The 24,470-nt window shown below is 75.3% G+C and carries 20 protein-coding genes and 1 pseudogene; 3 read left to right on the top strand and 18 right to left on the bottom strand.

From position 1 onward, the window contains the following. Positions 1 to 37 precede the first annotated feature (37 nt). The 16 genes and pseudogenes from AC3ERT_RS17730 to AC3ERT_RS17655 all read right to left on the bottom strand — a co-directional run bounded on the left by AC3ERT_RS17730 (position 38) and on the right by AC3ERT_RS17655 (position 17,497). Positions 38 to 1,906 (bottom strand): dipeptide ABC transporter ATP-binding protein, encoded by a 1,869-nt coding sequence (locus tag AC3ERT_RS17730; RefSeq protein WP_435126874.1) that lies wholly within the window; start codon positions 1,904 to 1,906, stop codon positions 38 to 40. Then, on the bottom strand, positions 1,903 to 2,781 hold the full coding sequence (locus tag AC3ERT_RS17725; RefSeq protein WP_335972543.1) for an ABC transporter permease: 879 nt from the start codon (positions 2,779 to 2,781) through the stop codon (positions 1,903 to 1,905). The genes AC3ERT_RS17730 and AC3ERT_RS17725 overlap by 4 nt, the downstream gene beginning before the upstream one ends. Beyond that, positions 2,778 to 3,728, bottom strand: a complete 951-nt coding sequence (locus tag AC3ERT_RS17720) for an ABC transporter permease (protein ID WP_335972537.1) — start codon at positions 3,726 to 3,728, stop codon at positions 2,778 to 2,780. Before AC3ERT_RS17720 ends, AC3ERT_RS17725 begins: the two co-directional genes overlap by 4 nt. A gap of 1 nt (position 3,729) precedes the next feature. Continuing rightward, entirely contained in the window at positions 3,730 to 5,385 is a 1,656-nt protein-coding gene (locus AC3ERT_RS17715) for an ABC transporter substrate-binding protein (RefSeq protein WP_435126877.1), read from the bottom strand. Positions 5,386 to 5,520: 135 nt separating this feature from the next. After that, positions 5,521 to 6,426 carry an LLM class flavin-dependent oxidoreductase gene (locus AC3ERT_RS17710; protein WP_435126879.1) on the bottom strand — a complete coding sequence of 302 codons (906 nt, stop codon included), beginning with the start codon at positions 6,424 to 6,426 and terminating at the stop codon, positions 5,521 to 5,523. Between the two features lie 89 nt (positions 6,427 to 6,515). After that, on the bottom strand, positions 6,516 to 7,193 hold the full coding sequence (locus tag AC3ERT_RS17705) for an antibiotic biosynthesis monooxygenase family protein (RefSeq protein WP_335972529.1): 678 nt from the start codon (positions 7,191 to 7,193) through the stop codon (positions 6,516 to 6,518). 109 nt (positions 7,194 to 7,302) lie between these two features. Then, positions 7,303 to 8,313 (bottom strand): methyltransferase, encoded by a 1,011-nt coding sequence (locus AC3ERT_RS17700; RefSeq protein WP_435126882.1) that lies wholly within the window; start codon positions 8,311 to 8,313, stop codon positions 7,303 to 7,305. A 402-nt stretch (positions 8,314 to 8,715) separates the two neighbouring features. After that, positions 8,716 to 9,204 (bottom strand): nuclear transport factor 2 family protein, encoded by a 489-nt coding sequence (locus AC3ERT_RS17695; RefSeq protein ID WP_435126884.1) that lies wholly within the window; start codon positions 9,202 to 9,204, stop codon positions 8,716 to 8,718. Then, on the bottom strand, positions 9,201 to 10,784 hold the full coding sequence (locus tag AC3ERT_RS17690; protein ID WP_435126886.1) for an FAD-dependent monooxygenase: 1,584 nt from the start codon (positions 10,782 to 10,784) through the stop codon (positions 9,201 to 9,203). The genes AC3ERT_RS17695 and AC3ERT_RS17690 overlap by 4 nt, the downstream gene beginning before the upstream one ends. Before the next feature lie 2 nt (positions 10,785 to 10,786). Beyond that, entirely contained in the window at positions 10,787 to 11,731 is a 945-nt protein-coding gene (locus AC3ERT_RS17685; RefSeq protein WP_435126888.1) for an aromatase/cyclase, read from the bottom strand. An 80-nt stretch (positions 11,732 to 11,811) separates the two neighbouring features. Then, positions 11,812 to 12,567 carry an SDR family NAD(P)-dependent oxidoreductase gene (locus AC3ERT_RS17680; RefSeq protein ID WP_435127373.1) on the bottom strand — a complete coding sequence of 252 codons (756 nt, stop codon included), beginning with the start codon at positions 12,565 to 12,567 and terminating at the stop codon, positions 11,812 to 11,814. Positions 12,568 to 12,669: 102 nt separating this feature from the next. After that, positions 12,670 to 12,894: pseudogene (locus tag AC3ERT_RS17675) on the bottom strand (acyl carrier protein); the annotation flags it as partial. Between the two features lie 133 nt (positions 12,895 to 13,027). Continuing rightward, positions 13,028 to 14,248: a ketosynthase chain-length factor gene (locus AC3ERT_RS17670; RefSeq protein WP_435126890.1), complete on the bottom strand. Its 1,221-nt coding sequence runs from the start codon at positions 14,246 to 14,248 to the stop codon at positions 13,028 to 13,030. Beyond that, on the bottom strand, positions 14,245 to 15,516 hold the full coding sequence (locus AC3ERT_RS17665; RefSeq protein ID WP_435126892.1) for a beta-ketoacyl-[acyl-carrier-protein] synthase family protein: 1,272 nt from the start codon (positions 15,514 to 15,516) through the stop codon (positions 14,245 to 14,247). Before AC3ERT_RS17665 ends, AC3ERT_RS17670 begins: the two co-directional genes overlap by 4 nt. Further along, positions 15,513 to 15,842, bottom strand: coding sequence for a TcmI family type II polyketide cyclase (locus tag AC3ERT_RS17660; RefSeq protein WP_335972517.1), 330 nt, complete (start codon positions 15,840 to 15,842; stop codon positions 15,513 to 15,515). The genes AC3ERT_RS17665 and AC3ERT_RS17660 overlap by 4 nt, the downstream gene beginning before the upstream one ends. A gap of 125 nt (positions 15,843 to 15,967) precedes the next feature. Continuing rightward, positions 15,968 to 17,497, bottom strand: a complete 1,530-nt coding sequence (locus AC3ERT_RS17655; RefSeq protein ID WP_335972515.1) for an FAD-dependent monooxygenase — start codon at positions 17,495 to 17,497, stop codon at positions 15,968 to 15,970. Between the two features lie 746 nt (positions 17,498 to 18,243). Between AC3ERT_RS17655 and AC3ERT_RS17650 the strand changes: the two genes are divergently transcribed. Next, positions 18,244 to 19,092, top strand: coding sequence for a hypothetical protein (locus AC3ERT_RS17650; RefSeq protein ID WP_488180738.1), 849 nt, complete (start codon positions 18,244 to 18,246; stop codon positions 19,090 to 19,092). Between the two features lie 208 nt (positions 19,093 to 19,300). Here AC3ERT_RS17650 and AC3ERT_RS17645 read toward each other — a convergent pair whose 3' ends face one another. Then, positions 19,301 to 20,251: an NADP-dependent oxidoreductase gene (locus tag AC3ERT_RS17645; protein WP_435175279.1), complete on the bottom strand. Its 951-nt coding sequence runs from the start codon at positions 20,249 to 20,251 to the stop codon at positions 19,301 to 19,303. Positions 20,252 to 20,551: 300 nt separating this feature from the next. On the opposite strand from AC3ERT_RS17645, the gene AC3ERT_RS17640 reads away from it, so the two are divergent. Next, entirely contained in the window at positions 20,552 to 21,658 is a 1,107-nt protein-coding gene (locus tag AC3ERT_RS17640; RefSeq protein WP_335972508.1) for an FAD-dependent oxidoreductase, read from the top strand. A gap of 140 nt (positions 21,659 to 21,798) precedes the next feature. Continuing rightward, positions 21,799 to 22,599 (top strand): SDR family NAD(P)-dependent oxidoreductase, encoded by an 801-nt coding sequence (locus AC3ERT_RS17635; protein WP_335972506.1) that lies wholly within the window; start codon positions 21,799 to 21,801, stop codon positions 22,597 to 22,599. 87 nt (positions 22,600 to 22,686) lie between these two features. Here the strand turns inward: AC3ERT_RS17635 and AC3ERT_RS17630 are convergent, their stop codons facing one another. Beyond that, entirely contained in the window at positions 22,687 to 24,192 is a 1,506-nt protein-coding gene (locus AC3ERT_RS17630; RefSeq protein WP_335973056.1) for an FAD-dependent monooxygenase, read from the bottom strand. Positions 24,193 to 24,470: the final 278 nt, after the last annotated feature.

The raw sequence follows: 24,470 nt of genomic DNA, 5'->3' as shown, positions 1-24,470 counted from the left end.
CTTTCAGCTGCGGCGCCGCGACGCCGCGGCGCGGCGGTCAGGCGGAACCGGAGCCGTGCAGCGGGGACACCGGCGCCCCGGCTGAGGCGTCCTCGGCCGCCGCTTCCCCGGCCGCCGCGCCCCCCGGTGCCGCCGCCGACAGCAGCGCCCGCGTGTACGGGTGCGACGGCGCCGCGAACACCTCCTCCACCGGCCCGGTCTCCACCACCCGCCCGTCCTTCATGACCGCCACCCGGTCGCTGACGTGCCGCACCACTGCGAGGTCGTGCGAGATGAACAGCAGCGCCACGCCCGTCTCGTCCCGGATGTCGGCGAGCAGGTCCAGAATCTGCGCCTGCACGGAGACGTCCAGCGCCGAGACCGGCTCGTCGCAGACCACGACGTCCGGCGCGGTGGCCAGCGCCCGGGCGATCGCCACCCGCTGCCGCTGCCCGCCGGACAGTTCGGACGGCCGGCGCCGCAGCACGGCCGCCGGCAGCCCCACCAGGTCCAGCAACTCCGCGGCCCGGGACCGGCGTTCGGCCCGGCCGCGCACCCCGGCCCGGGCCACCGCCTCACCCACCACCCGCTCCACGCCGTAGCGCGGGTCGAAGGAGCCGAGCGGGTCCTGCTGCACCGTCTGGATACGGGGCCGCGCCGCACGCCGCTCCCGCTCGGGCACCCCGCTCCACGGGCGGCCCCCGAACCGCACCTGCCCGGCGTCGGGCGCCAGCAGGCCCAGCGCGATCCGCGCCACCGTGGTCTTCCCGGACCCGGACTCGCCGACCACGCCGACCGCCTCACCCGCGTCCAGCCGCAGCGACACCTCCCGCACCACCTGGTGGGCCGCCCCGTCCGGGCCGCGGAAGCTCTTGGAGACCGCGTCGACCTCCAGCAGCGGCGCGGCGCCCGGCGCGGCGGCGGGCGGCTCTCGGCGGCGTACGGTCAGCGGCGGCTTCGCCCGCGAGGTCACCGAGGTCGCCGAGGCGGCGCCGTCCAGCGGGTGGTGGCACAGCGCGGTGTCCGGTTCGGCGGCCGGCGGCAGCGCCGTACGGCAGGTGTCGTCGGCGGCCGCGCACCGGTGGGCGTACGGGCAGCCGTCCGGACCGGCCGGCGGGCGGGGCACCGGCGGCGCCGACAGCCGGGCGCCCTTGGGGTGCAGCGCCGGCACCGCGTCCAGCAGCGCCCGCGTGTAGGGGTGCCGGGGGCGCTCCAGCACCCGCCGGCCGCTGCCGGTCTCCACCACCCGCCCGCCGTACATCACCGCGACCCGGTCGGCCAGCCGCGCCACCACCGACAGGTCGTGGCTGATCAGCAGCAGCGCGGTGCCCGCGCGCCGCAACCGGTCGAGCAGGTCCAGGATCTGCGCCTGCACCGACACGTCCAGCGCGGTGGTCGGCTCGTCGGCGACGAGCAGGTCGGGGCCCGCGGCCAGGGCGGACGCGATCAGGGCGCGCTGCCGCAGCCCGCCCGACAACTGGTGCGGGTACTGCGCGGCGCGGCGCTCCGGCTCGGGCACGCCCACGTCGGCGAGGAGTTCCCGGACCCGGTCGGCGTGCCGGGCGCGGGGCAGCACCCCGTGCACGCGCAGCGGTTCGGCGATCTCCGCGCCCACGGTGCGCAGCGGGTCCAGCGAGGACAGCGCGTCCTGGAGGACCAGGCCGACCCGCCGCCCGCGCAGCGCGCGCCACTGCGGCTCGCGCAGGGACGTCAGGTCCTGGCCGTCGAACGACAGCGTGCCGGCCCGCACCCGCGCGCCGGCGCCGGCCAGGCCCACCAGCGCGCGGGCGGTGACGCTCTTGCCGGAGCCGGACTCGCCCACCACGGCCAGGCACTCCCCGGCGTCCAGGGTGAAGGAGACGTCGCGTACGGCGCGCAGCGCGCCGAAGGACACGTCCAGGCCGTCGACGGTCAGCAGCGGGCTCATCGGCCGGTCCTCCGGGTGAAGCGGGCCTGGGCCTGGCGGCCCACGACGTTGACCACCAGCGCGGTCAGGGTGATGGCCGCGCCCGGGAAGACGCCCAGCCACCAGGCGGTCTGAAGGAAGTCGCGGCCCTGGTCGAGCATCGCGCCCCACTCCGCGGTGGGCGGCTGCGGCCCCAGGCCCAGGAAGCTCAGCCCGGACGCGGCGATCAGCGAGGAGCCGAAGCCGACCGTGGCCAGCACCAGCAGCGGCCCGAGCGCGTTGGGCACGACATGCCGCAGCACCAGCGCGGGCCGGGACAGGCCCAGCGTGGTCGCGGCCTCGACGTAGCCGGAGCGGCGTACGACGAGCGTCTCGGCGCGCACGATCCGCGCGTAACCGGGTGCGAACGCGGCCGCGATGGCGAGCGCCACGTTCACGGTGCCGCTGCCGAGGACGGCGACCGCCAGCAGCGCCAGCAGGATCGGCGGCAGCGCCAGCAGCACGTCGGCCAGGCGCATCAGCACCTGGTCGGCCACCCGCCCGCCGAGCCCGGCGGCCAGGCCGAGGACGGCGCCGGCCAGCACCGACAGCGCGGTGGCGCCGGCCCCGAGCAGCAGGGACAGCCGGGTGCCGTACACCACCCGGGTGTACAGGTCCCGGCCGAGCTGGTCGGTGCCGAACCAGTGGCCGGACCCGGGCGGGCGCAGCGCCTGGAGCGGATCGGTGGTGTTGGGCGCCGCCGAGGCGAACACGCCCGGCGCTGCGGCGGCCAGCACGAGCAGGGCGAGGAAGGCCAGCGCGGGCAGGAGCAGCAGCACGCGGCCGGAGATCCGGCGCCGTACGGGCGCGGCGGCCGCCGGCGGCGCGGCGGCGTCGAGGGTCAGCGGTGCGGTCATGGTGTCACCTGGTCCGTCCTGAGGCGGGGGTCGATGACCAGGTAGAGCAGGTCCACCAGGGTCGAGAGCACGACGAACACCGCCGCCGACAGCAGCACCAGGCCGATGACCAGGGGCATGTCCTTGTTGGTGGTCGCCTGGAGGATGAGCGCGCCGATGCCCGGCCGCCCGAAGACGGTCTCCACCAGCACCGCGCCGCCCAGCAGCGACCCGGCCAGCCAGCCGGTGAGCGTGACCAGCGGCAGCGCGGCGTGCCGCAGCGCGTGCCGCAGCCGCACCGCGGTGCCGCTCAGGCCGCGCGAGCGGGCGGTGACGGCGAACGGCTGGTGCAGCGCGGTCTCCAGCCCCTCCCGCAGCACCTGCGCCAGCACCCCGGTCATCGGCAGCGCGAGGGTCAGCGCGGGCAGCACCAGCGCGGTGCCGTTCTGCGCCCCGGCGACCGGGAAGAGCTGCCAGTGGAAGGAGAACAGCGTCAGCAGCAGGATGCCGGTCCAGTACGAGGGGCTGGAGACGGTGAGCAGTTCCAGCAGCGAGGCGGCGCCGCGCAGCGCCGGGCGCCGCCCGGCGGTCGCGACCGCGCTCAGCAGCGCCAGCAGCAGCGCCAGCGCCAGTGCGGACAGGGCGAGTTGGACGGTGGGGCCGAGCTGGCCGGTGATCAGCGAGCCGACCGGGCGCTGCACCTGGTAGGACTCCCCGAGGTCGCCGCGCAGCAGGTGGCCGAGGTAGCGCAGGTACTGCTGCCAGACCGGGTCGCCCAGCCCGTACTGGGCGCGGATGCGCGCGCGGACCTCGGGCGTGGCGGAGCTGAAGGGCCCGAGCATGGTGGTCACCGGGTCGCCCGGGATCAGCCGCAGGGCCGCGAACGCGACCGTGGCGGCGCCCAGCAGCACCGCCACGGCCGCCGCCACCCGTCGGGCCACCGCCCGCAGCAGGTGTGTCGGCGTCACGTCACTTCCCGAGCCAGGCGTCGTGGAACTCCAGCCAGGTGTTGGCGTCGGCGGTGATGCCGTGCACCTTGGTGGAGGCGCCGTACACCGAGGAGACGACGTACATCGGCACCACCAGCGCGAGGTCGACCGCGCGCTGCTGGACCTTGGTGTAGTACGCGGCGCGGCCGGCCGGGTCGAGGGTGGTCTGCCCCTGCTCGGTCCACGTGTCGAGGTCGGTGTCCTTGATGAAGGTGCCGTTGGCGCCGCCCTTGGCGGGGGTCTCGGCGCTGTTGAAGTACAGCCGCAGCACGTCCGGGTCGGCCCGCGACCAGCTGTAGTCGGAGATGTCGTCCTTGCCGCCGAAGAGCTGCTTGACGAAGGTGCCGACGTCCTGCCGGGGCCGTTTCACCTCGATGCCGAGCTTCTTCAGGTCCGCCTGCACCGCCTGGCCGAGGATGTCGTGCTGCTGGCTGACGAGGTTCTGCGGCATCAGCGGCCACTCGAGGGACAGCCGCTTGCCGTCCTTGGTGCGGTAGCCGGCGGAGTCCCGCGCGGTCCAGCCGGCCTGGTCCAGCAGCTTCGCCGCGAGCTTCGGGTCGTACGGCCAGGTCCCGGTCAGGGAGGAGTCGTAGCCGACGGTGGCGGGCGACAGCGGGCTCCAGGCGCGCTGGTAGGCGCCGAAGTAGACGCTCTTGACGTCGGCGTCCACATTGATGCCGCGCTGCACCGCCTCGCGGACCCGCTTGTCGGTGAACGGCCCGCGGGAGGCGTTGAGCACCAGGTTGTACACGCCGCCGGGGGCCTGCTTGGAGATCACCGTGAGGCCGCCGCTCGGCTTGAGGGTCTTCACGTCCGTCGGGGGCACGGACTTGGCGACCTGGACCTGTCCGCTGCGCAGCGCGCCGACCCGGACCGAGTCCTGGCTCAGGAAGCGGTAGGTGAGCTTGTCCAGGTAGGCCGGGCCCTGGTGGGCGTCGGTGGACGGGGCCCAGTCGTACTTCGGGTTGCGGGTCAGGACGGCGCTCTGCCCCTTGGTGTAGGAGGAGAAGACGAACGGGCCGGTGCCGACGTCGGCGGGGCCGCCCGCGCCGAGCTTGGAGCCGTACTTCTTGATCGCGGCGGGGGAGTAGAAGCCGAGGTAGGGGGTGCTGGCGGCCTGGAGGAAGGGCGCGAACGCCTTGGTGAAGGAGACCCGCACGGTGTACGGGTCGACGACCTTCGTGCCCGCGTACGGGCCGAGCAGCCCCGCGGCGTACTGGGACTTGGTGGCCGGGTCCACGATGCGGTCGAAGTTGGTCTTCACCGCCTGCGCGTTGAAGGGCGTGCCGTCGGTGAAGGTGACGTCCTTGCGCAGGTGGAAGGTGTAGGTGCGCAGGTCCTTCGACACGCTCCAGGACGAGGCGAGCCAGGCGTGGAACTGCCCCTTGTCGTCCTGGTAGACGAGTGAGTCGAAGACGTTGCGCTGGATGGAGCCGGTGATGTCCTGCTGGCTGACGTCGATGTCCCAGGAGACCGGTTCGGTGTCGACCGCGTAGGTGAGGGACCCGCCGGAGACGGGCTTGCCGGTGGAGGTGGTGCTGCCGCCCGACCCCGATCCGCCGCCGCAGGCCGCGGCGAGGAGTACGGCCGCGGTGGCGGCGGCGAGCGGGACGGGTCTGCGGCTGAGGCGGGACATGCGGGTCTCCCGTAGGTACCTGGTGGGTGCGAGGGCGACGGCCGGGCCGCTGGGGTGCGGCCCGGCCGTCAGGGTGGTGCGGGGTGGTGCGGGGGGTGCTGTGCGGGGGGAGGGGATCGGTCCTGTGGCGGGTGGTCAGGCCTTGGCGAGGTTCTCCCGGACGGCGGGCACGACCTCCTCCGCCCACCGCCCGAGCGCGACGTCGAGCGGGCCGCCGTCGGTGGCGAAGTGGATGAACCCGGCGGCGCCGTGCTCCAGTACGGCGCCGGTCAGCTCCTCGACCCACTGCCGTACCGAGCCGCCGATCCAGCGGCCGTCGGCGTCCCGGGTGCGGTCCAGCGCGGCGCTCGTGATCCGGCCCGGCAGGTTGAAGACGGTGGCGACCTCCGACGGGTCGCGCCCGGCCTCGGCCGCGGCCCGGTCGACCAGCGGACGCGAGTCGAGGTAGCGCCGGCTCACCCAGTCCGAGGCGTGGCCGGGTATCCAGCCGTCGGCCAGCCGCCCGGTGACCGCCAGGGAGCGTTCGCCGAGCGACCCGGTCCAGATCTGCGGGGTGGGCACGTCGGCCGGCTCGATCTCGCGGATGGTGCTGAACTCGCCCTGGAACGTGACCGGTTCACCCCCGCCGGACAGCGCGCGGACCAGGGTGATCGCCTCCTGGAGCGCCCGGACCGCCTGGCCGGGGCCGAGCCGGGGCCGGCCGAACCGCTCGATCTCGTCCCAGAAGCCGCCCGCGCCGATGCCGAGCACGATCCGCCCGCCCGACAGCGCCGACAGCGAGGTGACCGCCCGGGCGAGCACCGGCGCGGGCCGGCTCGGCAGGTTGGTGACGTTCGCCAGCCCGGCGATGCCGGAGGTGGCCCCGAGCACGAAGCCCAGCGTGGAGTAGGCGTCCAGCCGCTGCCCGTAGTACGGATGGTCCGAGGTGGAGAACAGGTCGAGGCCGGAGCGGTCGGCCTGGACCCCGAGCCGGACGATCTCGGCGGCGCGGGCGGTCTCGGTCCCGGGGGCGAATCCGAACAACGTGGTGCGCTGCGTCATCGACGCGCACTCCTTTCGTGAAGGGGGCGGTGGGTCGGGCGATCAGATCGGTGGAGCCGGTCCGGCGGGTCCGGCCGGGCGGTGCGCCGTCAGCCGGCCGCGGACCGGCTGTGCACGACGGTGTAGGTGTTCGCGTCCCGCCCGGTCACCAGCGAACGGGCGTGCTCCCGGCCGCGCCGCACACTCGCCGGGCGCTCCTCCTCCGGCAGCAGGTGGAAGGCGTCGTACGCCTCCTTGCTGTCCCACTGGGCGTAGTTGACGACGGTCTTGCCGTCCAGGCCGCGCAGGATCGTGTGCGAGCGGTGCCCGGGGTAGGTGCGGACCCACTCCTCGGGTTCGGCGAGCGTGTCGACCAGGTCCTTCTGGTGCTCCGGGTCGACGTCGAAGACGACGATCACCGTGTAGTCGTCGCGCTCGGCGGAGAACTCCGCCTTCGCCAGGCCCGGGTGGAGCTGTGTGGCCACCACCTCGGTCTGGAGCAGGCGGATGGACGTGGCGAGTTCGTTGAACAGCGGCACCGTGTGGTGCTTGAAGCCCTCGCCGGCGTACCGGGCCTGGAGGTCCTCGAGGCTGCGCCACTGGATGTAGTTGGCGGTGCCGCGCGCGTCCTGGCCGCTGTGCAGCGTGGAGGAGATCCAGCCGGGGTAGTCGGCGTGGTCGATGATGTCCCGCATCGCGTCCAGCAGGCGGTCCTGGCCCTGCTGGGTCTCGGTGCGGAAGAGGTTGAGCACGGTCAGGTAGCCGTCGTCGGGCGAGAGGAAAGGCATGGCGGTCTCCGGTCGGAAGGCAGCGGCGGACACGGCGGAGGAGCCCGGAAGGGGCTGCGAACTCCACTGTGTGAAGCGGAAGGTGACGAATGGTCAGTTGATGTCCGGGTCAGGCCGCGACGGCCTCGACGACGCTGCAGTGGCCGCCCGGTACGATCCGGGTCAGCCGCAGCCCGGCGCCGGCGAGCAGCGCGGCGAACTCCGCCTCGGTGCGCTGCCGGCCGCCGCACAGCACGAGCATGTCCAGGTCCATCAGCTTGACGTTCAGCGCGGGCCGGTCGGTCGGCAGCACCGCCTCCACCAGCAGCACCCGCCCGTCCGCGGGCAGCACCGCCCGCACCTTGGACAGAATCCGGACCGACGGCTCGTCGTCCCAGTCGTGGATGATGTTCGACAGCAGGTAGGCGTCGCCGCCCGGCGGCACCGCGTCGAAGAAGCTGCCGCCCTGCGCGGTGGCGCGCTCGGCGACGCCCGCCTCCTTGAACACCGGACCGGACTCGGCGACGACCTCCGGCTGGTCGTAGAGCACCCCGCGCAGGCCCGGGTTGGCTGCCAGGACCGCCGACAGCAGCGCGCCGCGCCCGCCGCCGACGTCGACGAGCGTGCGCAGGCCGCCGAAGTCGTAGGCGGCGACGATCGAGCCGATGATCTGGCGGGACGTCTGCGTCATCGCCCGGTCGAAGACGCCCAGCACGTCGGGGCGGTCGCGGATGTGGTCCCACACGGACGTGCCGTGCACGCGCTCGAAGACCGGGGCGCCGGTGCGGACGCTGTCGGCCAGCCGGGTCCAGGTGTCGCGCTCGGCGGGCAGGCCGGTCCAGACGGCGAAGTCCCGCAGCGAGACGGGCGAGTCGGTGCGCAGCGCGTCGCCGAGCTCGGTGAGCGCGAAGACGCGGTCCGGGCGCTCCTCGAACAGCTCGATGTCGGCGCAGGCGCGCAGCAGCCGGTAGAGGGTCGGCGCGTGGGCGCCGACCTCCTCGGCGACCTCCTCGACGGTCCGGGGACCGGCGGCGAGGGCGTCGGCGACGCCCAGTTCGGCGGCGGCGCTGACGGCCTGCGCCATCCAGCCGGCGGTGGCCAGCTGGAGGATGCGTACGGGGGGTGGAAGCGAAGCGGGCATGGCGGAACAGCCTCCATGAAAGGGGGTTGCCCGTGTCCGCCGCACGGCCCGGCCCGCGGCAACGGTCTCGCGCGGACGCGAGGACACGGTGGCGCGACGGGGCGGGGTACGGGGTGCGGAAGCGGGCTGCGGCTGGCGGAGCCGGGAGAGAAGGCTCCTGAAAGGCGCTGCACGGAAGGAGGTTGACGAACCGTCTGTTTCCGGGCAGGGCGAAGCCGCCCGGAAAGCGTGACACATGCCTGAGCAGGGCGTCAACTGACGACCGGACGGTCCGGGGCGGCGGGGCGGTCGGCGCGCGGGGCGTGGCGAGCACGGTGGTGCGCGGGGCCGCCGGAGTGGTGGGTGTGTCGGGGTGGTGGGTGCGTGTGGGGTGATGTCCGGCGCTTTGATGTCGGGGGGTTTCTACGGACGGCCGGGGCGGGGCGGCAGGTCGCCGCGGCTCCAGACCAGGTGGATGGCGAGGGCGCTCAGCCGCCATCCGTCCGGGGTGCGCACCGCCCGGGCCGCGACCCGGCTGCCGGTGCGCAGGTCCGCCCGGGCGGACTCGGGCGGGTGGACGTGGGTCACCAGCAGCTTGGCGGTCAACTCGGCCGCGTCCCCGGCCAGTTCGACCACATGGTTGGTGCTGGCGTGGTGGGTGCGCGCCCAGTTCGCCTTCGCCGCGCGCTGGAACTGCGCGAGCCCGGCGAGCCCGTGGTGCCCGCCCACCGGGAACACCAGCTCCAGGTCCGGCGTGAAGAGCGTGCCGTACCAGGTGTCGTCGCGCGCCACCGTGCCCAGGTCGTCGAAGTCGAGCAGATAGCGGTCGAGCAGGCCGCTGATCTCGGCCCGGTCGAGCAGTTCGGCGACGGCGGTGGCACCGTGGGCGCGCGGCAGGCCGGGCGCGCTCATCGCGGGCCGCGGGGCGGCGGGCCGAACCAGCGGCGCAGCGCCCTGCGGGTCGCGGCCAGGCTGCGGGCGGGGGTGGGGTCGGGGCCCGCGGCCCAGGCCACATGGCCGTCGGGGCGGAACAGTGCGGCGCCGACCCCGGCGAGCCGCTGCGCGTCCGGCCCGGTGGGGCGCGCCCGGACGTGGTGCACGCGGTCGGCCCAGGGCGCGAGGGCGCGGGCGAGCCGTTCGCCGTGGGCGGCGTCGCCGGTGAGGTCGAGCAGCACACCGCGGCCGTCGCGCAGCAGCGCGGCGGTGGTGGTGGCGGACGGCGCCGACAGGGGGACGTGGGGGAGCAGGCCGCCGGTCAGGGCGTGGCCGCCGCCCAGGTCGTAGCGGGTGTCGAGGCCGCTGACCTCGCCGGCGAGGTGCCGCCGCGCCGGGGGCAGGGCGATCAGCTCCTCGAACACCGCCCGCACCGGGTCGACTTCGGGCCCGCCGAGCAGCAGCAGGGCCTGGGCCCGGACCGAGGTGAGGACCTGGTGCCCGGCCGGGTGCCGCTCCGCGTGGTAGCTGTCCAGCAGGGCGTCGGCGAACGCGGGTGAGCCCGCGTCCTGCGCCCGCAGCGCCGCGGCGAGCTTCCACCCGAGGTTGAAGGCGTCCTGGAGGCCCAGGTTGAGGGCCTGCCCGCCGACGGGCAGGTGCCGGTGGGCCGCGTCCCCGGCGAAGAGCACCCGGCCCTCGCGGTAGCGGGCGAGCTGGCGGGCCGCGTCGTCGAAGGCGCCGGCCCACAGCGCGGTACCGTGTCCGATCTCCTCGCCGGTGACGCGTTTCCAGGCGTCCGCGACGGTCGCGAACCCGACCGCGCCGTCGGGGGAGCCGGCGGCCGACGGCGGGGAGCCGAAGACATGGACCATCACCCGGGTCACCCCGTCCGCCCGCCGGGCGGCGATCGCGAGGCCGCGGTCCAGCCGTTCGAAGCGGCGGTCGGGGATGTCGATGCCCGCCACGTCCGCCCGCAGCAGCTCCCGTTCGGCGCCCTGCCCGGGGAAGTCCGCCCCCAGCAGCTCGCGCACGGTGCTGTCCTGCCCGTCGGCCGCGACGGCGTAGCGGGCCCGTATCCGGGTGGTGGCGCCGTCGGGGGTGCGGGCGAGCAGGTCGACGTGGCCGGGGCCCTGCGTGACGCCGTACACGTCATGGCCGCGCAGCACGCGCACGCCCGAGTCGGCCGCCCGGGCGGCGAGACGGGCTTCGGTGGTGGTCTGCGGCACCTTCCACTGCCCGGCGTACGGGCCGGGGCCCGCCAGGTCCAGCGGGATGCCGCCGAAGTGGCCGCGCGGCTCGTGCGGGAGGGTGCCGAAGGCGGTCAACAGGTCGCGGCTGTCGAGGAGTTCGAGGGTGCGTGTGTTGAGGGTGGAGGCGCGCGACTCGGTGGTGGGCTCCACCAGCCGCTCCAGCACCAGTACGTCGGCGCCGCCCAGCCGCAGTTCCGCGGCGAGCAGCAGGCCGACCGGTCCCGCGCCCACCACGACGGCGTCGGCGTGCAGGTCGGGCTCCTCCGGCGCGGACGCGGCGTGCGCGGCGGGGCGTTGGGTGGGGGCCATGGTCACCGCCCGCCTTCCGCGTAGGCCCGGGCGAGCTCCAGCGTGGCCCGACTGTTGGCGCTCAGCGCCCCGCGGACGTAGTCGCGTGCCGCGGCCACGTCCGCGTCCGGGCCGAGCACGCCGGCGATCGCGTCGGGCCTGAGGACGACGGTGTGCCGGGAGGCCGCCGCGACGCCGTTCCCGTCGTCGGTGAAGGTCCACAGCCCGGTGTGCAGCGCCAGCAGCGCCGGGAGCGTGACCTGCTTGTAGGCGATCCGGTGCGGCGCCAGGCACACCCGGTGCGACTTGGTGGTGTGGGTGCTGCCGTCCTTCGCCCGGGTGTCCATCTCCAGCGTCTGGAGGCCCGGGGTGTCCTCGGTGAGCCGGACCCGGGCGACGTGCGGCAGCCGGCTCTCCCACTGGCCGGCGTCGTTGACGAAGTCGTAGACGTCCTTCGCCGTGCCGTCGACGTGCACCACGTCCTCGAAGGAGAACGTCAACTCCGCCTCGTGGTGGGCGCGTTCGACGTTCGCCCGCAGGCCCTCCAGTTCGGTGCGGGAGTTGCGGTCCACCGCCTGGTCGATCCACGCCAGGCCCTCGGGGCTGTCGTCCACCGCGCTGTAGTCGTGCAGCAGCCGCACCCGCGCGGCGTCCGCGCCCTGCGGCTCCACGATCCAGGTGCCGCCCATCCGGGCCACCGGCGGGGTCGAGACCTCCTGCCGGAAGTCGATCCGCAGCGCGCCGGGGTCCAGGGTGCGGCGCGAGGTCCAGCTCTTCGGCTCGCCGTTCGCGGTGGCCCAGATCCGGATGCGCTCCTGGCCGCCGGAGCGCTCCAGGTGGTCGACGTGGATGGTCGGCGCGAAGATCACCGGCCAGCGCTCGACGTCGGCGAGCAGGTCGTAGACGGTCGCGGCCGGGGCCGCGACGGTGATGGTGTGTTCGGTCTCGTGCGTGCCGCGCTGCGGCATGGGACCTCCGTAGGTGGTGAGGCGGCCCGGGAGGGCCGGACGGGGTGAGGGGTGGTGCGGCGGCAGGTGCCGGGCGGTCGTCAGAAGTTGCCCAGGCCGCCGCAGACGTTCAGCGCCTGGGAGGTGACCGAGCCGGCCGCGTCCGTCACCAGGTAGCCGACCAGGCCCGCCACCTCCTGCGGCGTCGAGTAGCGGCCGAGCGGGATCTTCGCCTGGAAGCGGGTGAGCACATCGCCCTCGCTGACGTCCCACGCCTGGGCGTATCCCTGCCGGACCCGCTGCGCCATCGGCGTCTCCACGTATCCCGGGCAGACCGCGTTGACGGTGATGCCGGTGGGCGCCAGCTCGTTGCCCAGTGCCTTGGTGAAGCCGACGACGCCGTGCTTGGACGCGGAGTACGGCGCCCCGAGCACGACGCCCTGCTTGCCCGCGGTGGACGCGATGTTGACGATGCGTCCCCAGGGCCGGTTGCGCAGCCCGCCGGTGGTCAGCACCTCCCGGGTGACCAGGAAGACGCTGTTGAGGTTGGTGTTGATCACGTCGTACCAGAGGTCGTCGGCGAGGTCGGCGGTGACACCGCCGCCGGAGCGCCCGGCGTTGTTGACGAGGATGTCCACGCCCCCGTACGCGGCCACCGCCTGCGCGACGAACGGCCGGACCGACTCCGGGTCGCGCACGTCGACCTCGGCGCCGTCCACCGCGAGCCCCTCGGCCCGCAGTTCCTTGACGGTCGCGGCGACCGACTCGGCGGTGCGCGCGCCGAGGAAGACCCGGTGGCCCTGTTCGGCCAGCAGCCGGACGACGGCCAGCCCGATGCCGCTGGTGCCGCCGGTCACGACCGCGACCCGGCCGAAGTCCCCCGCGGCCGGGTCTGGTTGCTCCTCCTCGGCGGCCGGCTGCGGCGCCGCGGCGGCCAGTTCGCCGTTGACCGCGGCCAGCAGCGCCCGGGGGGTGGTGTCGGGGGCCAGCGCGTCGTCGCCGAGCGCGATGCCGTACTCGCGCTCGATCCGGCTGCCGGTCTCCAGCAGGGCCAGCGACTCGTAGCCGAGCGCGCCGAAGTCGGTGTCGAGGATCTCGCCCTCGAGGTCGACGGTCTCGTCGGCGCCCGCGCCCTCGCGCAGAATCCTGCGCAGGTCGTCGAGGCGGAACGGGGTGTGCGCCATGGGGTCCTCCCAGCGGGAACGGGTGGGTACGTGCGGCGGCCCGCGCGGCAGCGGACCGGTGGGGCGGTGGGGGTGCGGTCGGGTTACCGTCCGGGGCGCACGCGGCGCCGGGCCGGATCGAACTGACGTGGCGTCAGATAGGGTCGGCGGCGCGAACGACGACCGCGGAGTTGAAGCCGCCGTAGCCGCGGGCGACGACCAGCGCGGTGCGCAGCGCCGCCTCGCGGGCGGCCCCGGTGACCAGGTCGATCCGGTAGCCCGGGTCGGGGGTGACATGGACGGTCGGCGGGATGACGCCGTGCCGCAGCGCCAGCAGCGCCCCGGCCAGGTCGAGCGGCGCGGCGCCCGACCCGAGCCGGCCCGTGGCGGTCTTCGGCGCGGTGACCGGCACGGCCGACGGCCCGAACACCGCCGCCAGCGCGTCGGCCTCGATCCGGTCGAGCGCGGGCAGCCCGGCGGCGTCGGCGAAGACCACGTCGACCTCGTCCGGCGCCACCCGCGCGTCGGCCAGCGCGGTCACGATCGCGTGCCGCAGCCCCGGCTCCCGGCCGGAGCCCGGCCGCGGGTCGAAGGAGGCGCCGTAGCCGGCGACGACGCCGTAGCCCGCCACCCCCCGCGCCCGCGCGGTGGCCGCGTCCTCGACCAGCAGGATCGCACCGCCCTCGCCGGGGACATGGCCGGAGGCCGCCGCGTCGAAGGGCAGATAGGCGCCGTCCGGGTCGTCGCTGGTGGTGAGCCGGGCACTGGCCAGCTGCGCCACCCAGCCCCACGGGCACAGTGCGGCGTCCACACCGCCGGAGACGATCAGCGGGGTGCCCTTGCGGATGAGCCGGCGGGTGTGGGCGAGCGCGTCGAGCCCGCCGGCCTGGTCGCTGACGATGACGCCGGAGGGCCCCTTCATGCCGTTGCGGATGGAGATCTGGCCGCTGTTGACGGCGTAGAACCAGGCGAAGGACTGGTAGGCGCTCACATACTGGCCGCCCTGGCTCCACAACTTGCGCAGTTCGTTCTGCCCGAACTCGAAGCCGCCGGAGGTGCTGGCGGTGACCACGCCCATGTCGAACGCGGCGTGGTCGGTGGCCGGGTCGATGCCCGCGTCGTCCAGCGCCCAGTCGGCGGCGACCAGCGCGAGGCGCGTCATACGGTCGGTCTGCGGGATCAGCCGCCCCGGCAGGTGCTCCTCGGCGGTGAAGCCGGTGACCTCCCCGGCCAGCCGGGCGGGGTAGCCCGTCGCGTCGAAACGGGTGATCGGGCCGATGCCGCTGCGGCCCTCGACGGTCGCCGACCAGAACTCCTTGGTGCCCAGGCCGGTCGGCGCGACCACGCCGAGCCCGGTGACCAGCGCCTCGCTCATGCCGCCCTCCGCTCCGGCGCGGCCAGCACCATCGCCGACTGGAAGCCGCCGAAGCCGCTGCCGACGGTCAGCACGGTGTCGGTGCGGTGCTCGCGGGCGGTGAGCGGCACGTAGTCGAGGTCGCACTCCGGGTCGCGGGTGTGGAGGTTCGCGGTCGGCGGCACCACGTCGTTGCGGATCGCCAGCGCCGACGCGGCGATCTCGATCGAGCCGATCGCGCCGAGCGAGTGCCCGACCATCGACTTGATGGAGCTGACCGGCACCTCGTAGGCGTGCGCGCCCAGGCTCCGCTTGAACGCGGCGGTCTCGTGCCGGTCGTTCTGCTTGGTGCCCGAGCCGTGGGCGTTGACGTAGTCCACGGCGCTCGGGTCGAGCCGCGCCTCGTCCAGGGCGACCCGGATCGCCTCGGCCAGCTCCACGCCGTCCGGGCGCAGGCCGGTCATGTGGAAGGCGTTGCAGCGGGAGGCGTAGCCGGCGATCTCCGCGTAGATCCGCGCGCCGCGGCGCCGCGCGGCGCCCAGCTCCTCCAGGACGAAGACGGCCGCGCCCTCGCCGAGCACGAAGCCGTTGCGGGTGCCGTCGAAGGGGCGCGAGGCGTGCTCGGGGTCGTCGTTGCGGGGTGTGGTGGCCTTGATGGCGTCGAAGCAGGCCACGGTGATGGGGGAGATGGGGGCGTCGGAGGACCCGGCGACCATGACGTCGGCGCTGCCCTCGCGGATCAGCTCGACCGCGTGGCCGACGGAGTCGATGCCGGAGGTGCAGCCGGTGGAGACCACCGCCGACGGCCCCTCGGCGCCCGCGGCCCAGGCGACCTCCGCGGCGAACGAGCTGGGCACCAGGTAGTCGTACAGGTGCGGTACGGCGTAGCGGTGGTCGACCTCCGCCAGCCGCCCGCCGTCGCTGACCACGCGGTACTCCGTGTCGAGACCGGTGGTCGCGCCGACCGCGCTGCCGACGGTGACGCCGACCCGGTGCGGGTCGAGGGCGCCGAGGTCCAGCCCGCTGTCGTCCAGCGCCTCGCGGGTGGCGGCCACCGCCAGTTGGGCCGCGCGGTCCATCCGCCGGATCTCCTGCGGGCCCAGGCCGTGCGCCTCGGGGCAGAAGTCGATCTCGGCGGCGACCCGGGACCGGAACGGCGCCGGGTCGAAGAAGGTGATGCCGCGGGTCGCGGTGCGGCCCTCGGCGAGCAGGCCCCAGAAGTCCTTGACGCCCACCCCGCCCGGGGCAAGGACGCCGATGCCGGTGATGACCACGCGCCGCCCGCTCATGCCGAGCCGTCCCAGGAGTAGAAGCGGGTGGCCATCGCGTCGGCCGGGGAGCGCCAGGTGGCCGGGTCGTAGGCGCCGATGAAGGGCTTGAGGTCGGCGCTGATCCGCACGAAGCGCGGGTCGGTCTTCGCGTCCTCGATCCGGCTGCCGCCGTCGTTCTCGTCGAAGTCCTGGAGGTGGAAGTACAGGCCGCGGTAGAAGAACAGCTGGCGGCGCCGGGTGCCCATCCGGTGCGGCAGGTCGGTGCGGTCGAAGTCGGCGAAGAGCGCGCCGACGTCGGCGGCGTGGCCGGGTTCCATCCGCGCCACGATCAGGGTGCTGTGCATCGGTCCTTCTCTCGGTCGTTCCGGGGGGTGGTGACAAGAGAGCGGGGCACGCCGTCGGGCCCTGGGGTACAGCAGTGCGGGGGCAGGTGCGGGGTGTACGGGGGTGTTCCGGGGGAGCTCGGCGGTCAGGCCGCGGCGGCCGGCGCGGGGCGGCGGGCCGGGCCGAACCAGCGGGCCAGGCTCTCCTCGACGCCCAGGCCGCTGCCCGGAGAGGTCCACGCGACGTGGCCGTCCGGGCGGACCAGGACGGCGCCGGTGCCGGCCGGCACCCCGCCCCCGCCGGTACGGTGCGCGCCGCCGCTGCCGGCCGGGTCGTCCGCCGGTTGCGGGGCGCCGGTGACGACGGTCAGCCGGTCGCTCCAGGCCGCGGCCCGGCGGCGCAGCCCGGCGTCGTCGGCGAGGTCCAGCAGCAGGCCCCGGCCGGTGCGCAGCAGCGCGGTGGTGTCCACGGGCCCGGCGGCGGTCGCCAGCCGCGCTTGAGGAAGCCGCCGCCCGAGCAGCGGGTGGGTGCCGGGCCCGACGTCGTAGCGGATGTCGAGGCCGCTGACCATCCCCGCCAGGTGGCGGCCCACCGCGTCGTGGACCACCAGCCCGGCGAGCACGTCCCGCAGCGGCTGCACCTCGGCGCCGCTGAGGTAGAGCAGGCCCTGCGCCCGGGTGTTGACCAGCAACCGCCGCCCGACCGCGTGCCGTTCGTCGTGATAGGTGTCCAGCAGGCTTTCCGGCGCGTCGCCGCGCACCACCGCGCCCAGCTTCCAGCCGAGGTTGACGGCGTCCTGCACGCCGGTGTTCATGCCCTGGCCGCCCGCGGGCAAGTGGATGTGCGCGGCGTCGCCCGCCAGCAGCACCCGCCCGCGCCGGTACTGCGTCGCCTGCCGCGCCGCGTCGCCGAACGCGCTGATCCACAGCGGGGTGGCCGCGCTGATGTCCTGGCCGGTCAACCGCTGCCAGGCGGCGGCCACTTCGCCGTACGCCAGGCCCTGCGGCCGGCGGCGCGGCCGGGCGCCGCGCTCGCAGACGATGATGCGGTGCGCGCCCGCGCCGATCGGCACCGACATCGCCATGCCGCCCGGCAGCGCCTCGCCGATCGGGCGCGGCGCGATCGCGCAGTCCGCGATGTCGGCGAGGAACATCTCCATGGTGGACTCGGTGCCCTCGAAGGCGAATCCGCCGAGCTTGCGCACGGTGCTGCGGCCGCCGTCGCACCCGACCAGCCACGACGCGCGCAGCGTACGGCGGCCGGCGGGCCCGTCCACGGTGACGGTGACCTCCTCGCCGTCGGCGGCGAGCCCCACCACCTCGGTGCCGCGCAGCACCCGGACGCCCAACTCCTCGATCCAGCCGCCGAGTACGGCCTCGGTGCGGTGCTGCGGCACGCCCCGCACGCTGAAGTGCGCGCCGTCGAGCACGCCGAAGTCCACCGGTACGCCGCCGAAGTGGCCCAGCGGGCTGGTGTCCAGCGGTCCGTACCGCGGCAGCAGGCCGCGCTGGTCCAGGACCTCCATGGTGCGCGGGGTGAAGCCGAGCCCGCGGGACTCGCCGCTGGGCTCGGCGAGCCGGTCCAGCAGCAGGACGTCGGCGCCGGCCAGCCGCAGTTCGCCCGCGGCCATCAGCCCGGTGGGGCCGGCGCCGACCACGATCACGGCAGCGTCCATGAGGGTGCCTCCTCTCATTGGTTCCACACGGTGGGACGGGGGAGCGGCGATGCCACGGATGGCGCCGGTGCCGCGGATGCCACAGCTGCCATGGGCGTCATGGGCCGCGGCAGGGGCGGAGAAGGGGAGGGAGAGGGAACGACGGGGCGCCTGGAACACCATCGGTCAGGGCCCGGGTCCCGGGAGGGGGAACGGCATGTCGGTGCGGGACCGCCAGGGGTCTCCCGCACGTGCCGGTAACGCGGCGCGAAGTGGGCACAGCTGCGCCGTGAAATGAGTGTGACAGCCCGCTTCGGACGCTGTCAATAGCAGATCTGAATCGCGATCAGGGGCCTCGGGAAACCTGCTGCGGCGTGATCGCGGCGCGCTTCCGCCGCCCCGCCGCCGGGCGTCCTCACATGTGCTTCACGCCCACGTAATTGGGCGCAACATTTGCGCCCGGAGATTGCCCGGCACCGGGCTCTGCTTTCCTTGACGCCGTGCCTCGGCGCTGCTTACTGTGCTGCCGACCCAGCTGCGAACGGCCATTCGATCCCATCTCTGCGACCGGACAGAATTCGGATGGACCGGCCGCCGACGGAAAGGGTGTCACCATGCGCCGGCCCCTACGCGTCCCCGAGGCCCACGCACCGCTTCTTCGAACCGTCCAGGCCGGCGACCGAGGTGCCGCCGGCCATGCCACCGCCGAGTGCGCGCGCTGCCGTCGCGGGGTCGGCAGCGCCGGACACGGCTCGCCGTCCCGGCCCGTGCTGTGCGGGCCGTGCGTGGAGCGGCTGCGCGCCGACCTGTGCCATGTGCTCACCCTGCACGAGGAGACCGAGCGCGCCCTCGTCCGCACCCCGGCGTCACTGCGCCAACGCGTCAGCGGCAGCCGGTCGTTCGGGATCGTCCTGGACGACGACGCGGTGGCGGTGCGCTCGGCGATCCGCGCCCTGCTGCTGTCCTGGACCCGCCTGGTCGCCGATGAACGAGGGGTGCCCGCCGTCACGGACACCGAGGTCAGAGGGCTGCTGCGGTACCTGGTGGTCCATCTGGAGTGGCTGGCGGGCCATCCGGCCGGGCCCGACTTCGCCGACGAGGTGGCCGAGTTGCTGGCCTCGGCCGGGCGGGGTGCGGCCGCGGAGCAGGCGGCGCCGCTCGGCCCCTGCCCGCAGCCCGGCTGCGGCGGGACGCTGCGGGCGCCCGCCGCGGCCGCCGTGCCCGCCGCGGGCCAGGCGCCCGCCGCCCGGCAGGTGCGCTGCGAGTACGGCCACGGGGTGCCGCCCCGCCAGTGGTTCCTGCTCGCCGAGCGCAGCCGGCGCGGCGCGGACGGACGGCGCCCCGCGCCGGCCGGCCGGGGGCCGCGGGGGCGGGGGTGCCGGCCGGTGAGCGGTGACCGGCGCCCGGCGCGCACCGTGCCCACCGAACTCGCCGCACTCGCCATGGGCGTCTCCCCGGCGACCATCAGGAAATGGGCGAGCCGCGGGAAGATCACCCGCTACGGAAGCCCGCAGCGCGCCGAATACGACCTCGACGAACTCTTCGAACTGGCCGCGTCGGGGAATCCGGAGATTCCGCAGGAATGCCCGGGAGAAGCCTCCTGCGGGGCGTCGTAATGAGCATGCGAAAGGAGGTCGGAAGATGACGGAATTCGACGGCGGGCAGGAATTCCGGGCGTGCCGGAAGATCCGGCGTCCCGCGGCGGAATACGCGGCCGCGCCCGCCCGCGCGGCACCCCGGAAACCGCCGGTGCCGACCCCCCGGAAACCGCCGCAGCCGGCGGTCTCGAAAAGGCCCGGGGGGCGATTGCGTTCCGCCCGGCGGCTATGGCGCGGCCACCCCGGGCGGGCCCGCGGGCGGCGGCATTTCCAGCACCACCTTCCCCAGCGTGTGGCCGCCCTCCACCGCGCGCACCGCCTCCGCCGCCCGCGCGAACGGCACCACCCGCGTCACCATCGGGTCGAGCACGCCGGTGCGCACCAACTCCACGACGGCGCCCAGCAGTCGGGGGTCGCGTACCGGGCCCACCGGCGCGCCGCCCAGCGCGCCGACCGTCGCCCGGTCCGCGCCGCTGACCAGCCGCTCCCGGTCCGCGAGCAGCCCGGCCGCCTCATGGAGCACCTGACCGCCGACCAGGTCCAGCACCCCGTCGATCCCCGCGGGCGCCGCTGCCCGCACCCGCGCGGCGAGCCCCGGGCCGGAGGCGACGTGCACCACTCCCAGCGCCTCGACCGCCGCCCGCTTGCCTTCGGCGGCCGAGCCCACCACCGACAGCCCGAGGTGCGGCGCGACCTGCGCGGCGGCCACCCCGACCCCGCCCCCGACCCCGGTGATCAGCAGCGTCGCCCCCCGCGGCAGCGCCAGCCGGCGCACCGCGCCGTAGCCGGTCGCCGCCGCGATCGGCAGCACCGCGGCGTCGGTCCAGGACACCTCCGCGGGCTTGCGCACCGCCGCGTCGGCGGCCAGCAGGGTGTACTGGGCGTACCCGCCGGTCGACGGCCCGCCCAGGACCGCGTCGCCGACCGCGAAACCGGTCACGCCCGGCCCGAGGGCGGCGACCTCGCCCGCCGCCTCCCCGCCCATCACGGCCGGCAGCAGCACCTCGGGCGCACCGGCCGGCCGGCGGCCAGAACGGCGCTTCCAGTCCACCGGGTTGACCCCGGCCGCGCGCACCGCGAGCAGCAACTGCCCCGGCCCCGGCGCCGGTATCGGCAGATCGGCGAAGTGCTCGGCCTCCGGGCCGCCGAAGTAGCTGTGGACATAAGCCTTCTGCACGTGTTTCCCCGGTGTTCTCAAGCGGTTCCGCTCGGGCGGAATCCGGTGGGCGGACTTCGGGAGCAGGGCGTTTCGGCGGGCGGATCGGCGCGGGCTTGCGCACCGGTCCGGCCCACTCGGCGAAAATGCCATGCAGATTGCACTTTACCTAAGGCGCTGGCTAGGCTCGACCCGAGTCCGACGGATCGTCTGTTTTCCGTCGGTGGTTCGGCATTCGGCCCGCACCGCGCGCCTGCACCGCCCCTCGGGCGCACCGGCGCACCCCCTGGCGGAGCGCGGCACAGACAAGGAGCACATCGCATGGGAAACACGGTTGTCGTCGTCGGCGGCGGATACGGCGGGGCGGCATTGGCCAACCTGCTCGACGCGGACTTCGACGTGGTGCTGGTCGACCCCAAGGACGCCTTCGTCCACACCGTGGCCGCGTTGCGCGGGCTGGTGGACGAGGACTGGTCGCAGCGCATCTACTTCGGCTTCGACGGGCTGCTGCGCCGCGGCCGGCACGTACGCGACCGCGCCGTCGAGGTCGACGAGCGCGGCGTCACCACCGCCGGCGGCCTGCGCCTGGACGCGGACTACGTGGTGCTCGCCACCGGCTCCGCCTACCCCTACCCCGCCAAGCAGGAGGCCGACGACGCCGCGGCCGCCCGCGAGCGGCACGCCGCGACCCGGGCCGCGCTGGCCGCCGCCGAGCGGGTCCTGCTGCTGGGCGCCGGCCCGGTCGGGCTGGAGCTCGCCGGGGAGATCACCGACCGCTGGCCGCGGCTGCGCGTGGTGCTGGTCGACCCCGCCGACGACGTGCTCGGCGGCCGCTACCTGCCGGAGCTGCGCGCCACCCTGCGCGAGCAACTGGCCGCGCGCGGCGTGGAGTTCGTCCTCGGCAGCGCGCTGGCCGCCGAACCCGAGGTGCCGTCCGGCGTCCGCGAGCCGTTCACCGTCCACACCGCCGCGGGCGTCGCCGTCGAGGCCGACCTGTGGTTCCGCTGCTACGGCGTCTCCCCGCTCAGCGACATGCTCGGCGGGAGCCTGGCCGCCGCGCGCCGCGACGACGGCTTCGTGGAGGTCGACGCGCACCTGCGGGTGGCCGGCGCCGCGAACGTCTTCGCGATCGGCGACGTCACCGCGGTGCCGGAGCCCAAGCGGTCCAAGGCCGCCTCCGAGCACGCGGCCGTCGTCGCCGCCAACATCACCGCGCTGGCGGCCGGGCGGCCGCCGCAGCGCGCGTACGAGCCGGGCGGCGACGCCGTGCTGGTGCCGCTGGGCGCCACCGGCGGCGCCTCCCAGGTACCCGGCCCCGACGGCCCCTTGGTGCTCGGCCCGGAGGAGACCGTCCGCTACAAGGGCGGCGACCTGCTCGTCGGCCGCTACGCGGAGCTGTTCGGGGTGTCGGCGCCCGTCGCCGGCTGAGCCGTACGGGCGCCGGCTGAGCCGGACCGCGGGACCGAGCAGCCCCACCGTCAGAAGCACGCACCTACCGAGGCGTTGAGATTCCGACCGGGGGCCGCCGGCCGCCCGGGCTCGCACGCGACATGAGAGGTGGTCCACCCATGGGCAACGAAGCGCGGTCCCTGGCCGGGAAGGTCGCCGTGGTCACCGGCGGCGCGGGCGGCATCGGCGCCGCCACCGTGGAGGCGCTGGCCGCGGCGGGCGCCGACGTGGTGCTCGCCGACGTCGAGGAGGAGGCCGTGGCGAAGGCCGCCGCGGAACTGGCCGCCAAGGGCCTGTCCGTGGTCGGCCGCGCCGTGGACGTCGCCGCCGAGGACAGCGTCCGCGACCTGGTGGACTTCACCGTGGACACCTTCGGCGGCATCGACGTGCTGGACAACAACGCCGCCCTGACCTCGGCGATCCGCGCCGACCGCGACGTGGTGACGATGCCGGTCGAGCTGTGGGACCAGGTGATGGCGGTCAACCTGCGCGGGCCGATGCTGCTGTGCAAGCACACGGTCCCGGTGATGATCCGGCGCGGCGGCGGCTCGATCGTCAACATCACCAGCGGGCAGGGGCTGTCGGGCGACCGGGTGATGGTCGCCTACGGCAGCTCCAAGGGCGGGCTGGTCGCCCTGACCCGGTTCGTGGCCGCCGCGTACGGCGCGCACGGCGTGCGGTGCAACGCCGTCGCGCCCGGGCTGATCCGCACCCCGGCGCTGGAGGCCGACATGCCGCTGCCGGTCCAGGAGATGTTCCAGAGCGCCAACCTCATCCCGCGGCTGGGCACCCCGCAGGACGTCGCCGAGCTGGTGGCCTACCTCGCCTCCCCGGCGGCGTCCTTCATCACCGGCCAGGTGCTGCCCGTCGACGGCGGCTTCCTCGCGCACCTGCCGACGCTCTCCCCGCTGCCGCACTGAGGCCGCACGAAGGCCCGGGCCCGCCCTCCAGCGGCGGACCCGGGCCTTCGCCTTGCTGCCGCACGTCCCCCGCGCGGCCCGGGACCCTCACCCCACCCAGGGTGAGATCCCCGCCTCGATCGCGCCCGGGCCGGCCGGCCCCGCCCACGCGAAGTAGCCGTCCGGCCGCACCAGGGCTGCCTCGCCCGGCGCGAGGTCGCCGCCGGCCGACCGCGCCACCACCAGCCGGTCCTTGCGGCGGGCGGCCCCCGGCAGTTCCCCGCCGTCGGAACCGGCCGCGTCCGCCGCCGGGAGCACCAGCACGAACCGCCCCCCGCGCAGGACTTCGTACAGCCGCCCCCGCTCCAGCGGCAGGTCCGGGGCGCGCCGCCCCACCAGGCGGTGCGCGCCGCGCGGCGCCGGGTAGGCGTAGCCGACCCCGGTGATCTCGCCGACCGCCTGCCGCGTCACCGGCCGCACATGGGTGACGACCAGCTTCCGCACGGTGCGCAGCGCCACCTCGAACGGGTTGTGCGCCATCGCCAGCCGCAGGTTCAGCCCGCTGGTGCGCAGCACCGCCCGGCCGACCGGGTGCCGCTCGTCGTGGTAGCTGTCGAGCAGCGCGTCGCCGGCCCAGCCGCCGAGCACCGCCGCCAGCTTCCAGCCGAGGTTGGCGGCGTCCTGAAGACCGGTGTTCATGCCCTGCCCGCCGGCCGGCGAGTGCTGGTGCGCGGCGTCCCCGGCGAGCAGCACCCGGCCGACCCGGTAGCGCGGCACCTGCCGCTCGTCGCTGTGGAACCGGGACAGCCAGCGCGGGTCGTGCATGCCGAAGTCGCTGCCGAAGGCCCGCTCGATGATCGACCGCAGCTCCTCGAACTCCAGCGGCGCGTCCTCCGCCGCCTCGCGGCCGGACCGCTCCCAGCCGCCCACCCGCCACCAGCCGTCGCCGAAGGGCGCGATGAAGCCGAACGCGTCCCCCGTGCCGTGCACGCGCACCACCAGCTCGGGCCGCTCGGTGAACTTCACGTCGGCCAGCGCCACCGAGCGGATCACGACCTTCCCCGGGAACGGCAGCCCCAGCGCCTCGCGCACCGCGCTGCGCACCCCGTCCGCCCCCACCAGGTACGACGCCCGCACGGTGCGCACCTCGCCCGCCCCGTCACCGGTCTCGCGGACCGAGACGGTCACCCCGTCGGCGTCCTGCGCCAGGCCGGTGACCTCGGCGCCGTAGCGGATCACCGCGCCGTGCTCCAGCGCCCGGCGCAGCAGCAGTTTCTCCACCTCGTACTGCGGGGTGACCAGCAGGAAGGGGTAGCGGGAGGCCAGCGTGCCGAGGTCGAAGGGGATCGCGCCGAACAGCCGCAGCTCCCGGATGACCTGGCCGGTGGGCACCAGCTCGTCGGTCAGGCCGCGCGCGTCGAGGAGTTCGAGGGTGCGGGCGTGCACCCCGAAGGCGCGGGTGAGGTTGCTGACGCCCTCCGGGCGCCGTTCGAGGACCTCCACCGGCACCCCCGCCGCCGCGAGGTCGCCGGCCAGCAGCAGCCCGGTCGGCCCGGCGCCGGCCACCACCACCGGGAACGGCGCCGGGTGCGGGGACTTCGGGGCGGTGGGCATGCCGTCGCCGGAGCGCGGCGGATCTTCCTGGGACATGCGCGACTCGCTTCCTGGGGAATCCCGGAGCAGGGCTCGACGGGGGACGGCGGGAGCCGGGAACCATCCTGCTCCGCGTCTGTGAACCCTGTGCTGCGGCGGCATGTCGGCACCCGCGCGCCCGCCGTGCCCGCCCGCGCGCGCGCCCGCCGCGCCCGGGAACGCGTACGCCGCCACGACGGGGCCGTGGCGGCGTACCCGGACGAGCGGCGGTGCGCCCGCTGCGGAAAGGTCCCTACGGC

The organism is Actinacidiphila sp. bgisy145 (assembly GCF_057708125.1).
This window is presented reverse-complemented; position numbering and strand designations above follow the sequence as displayed.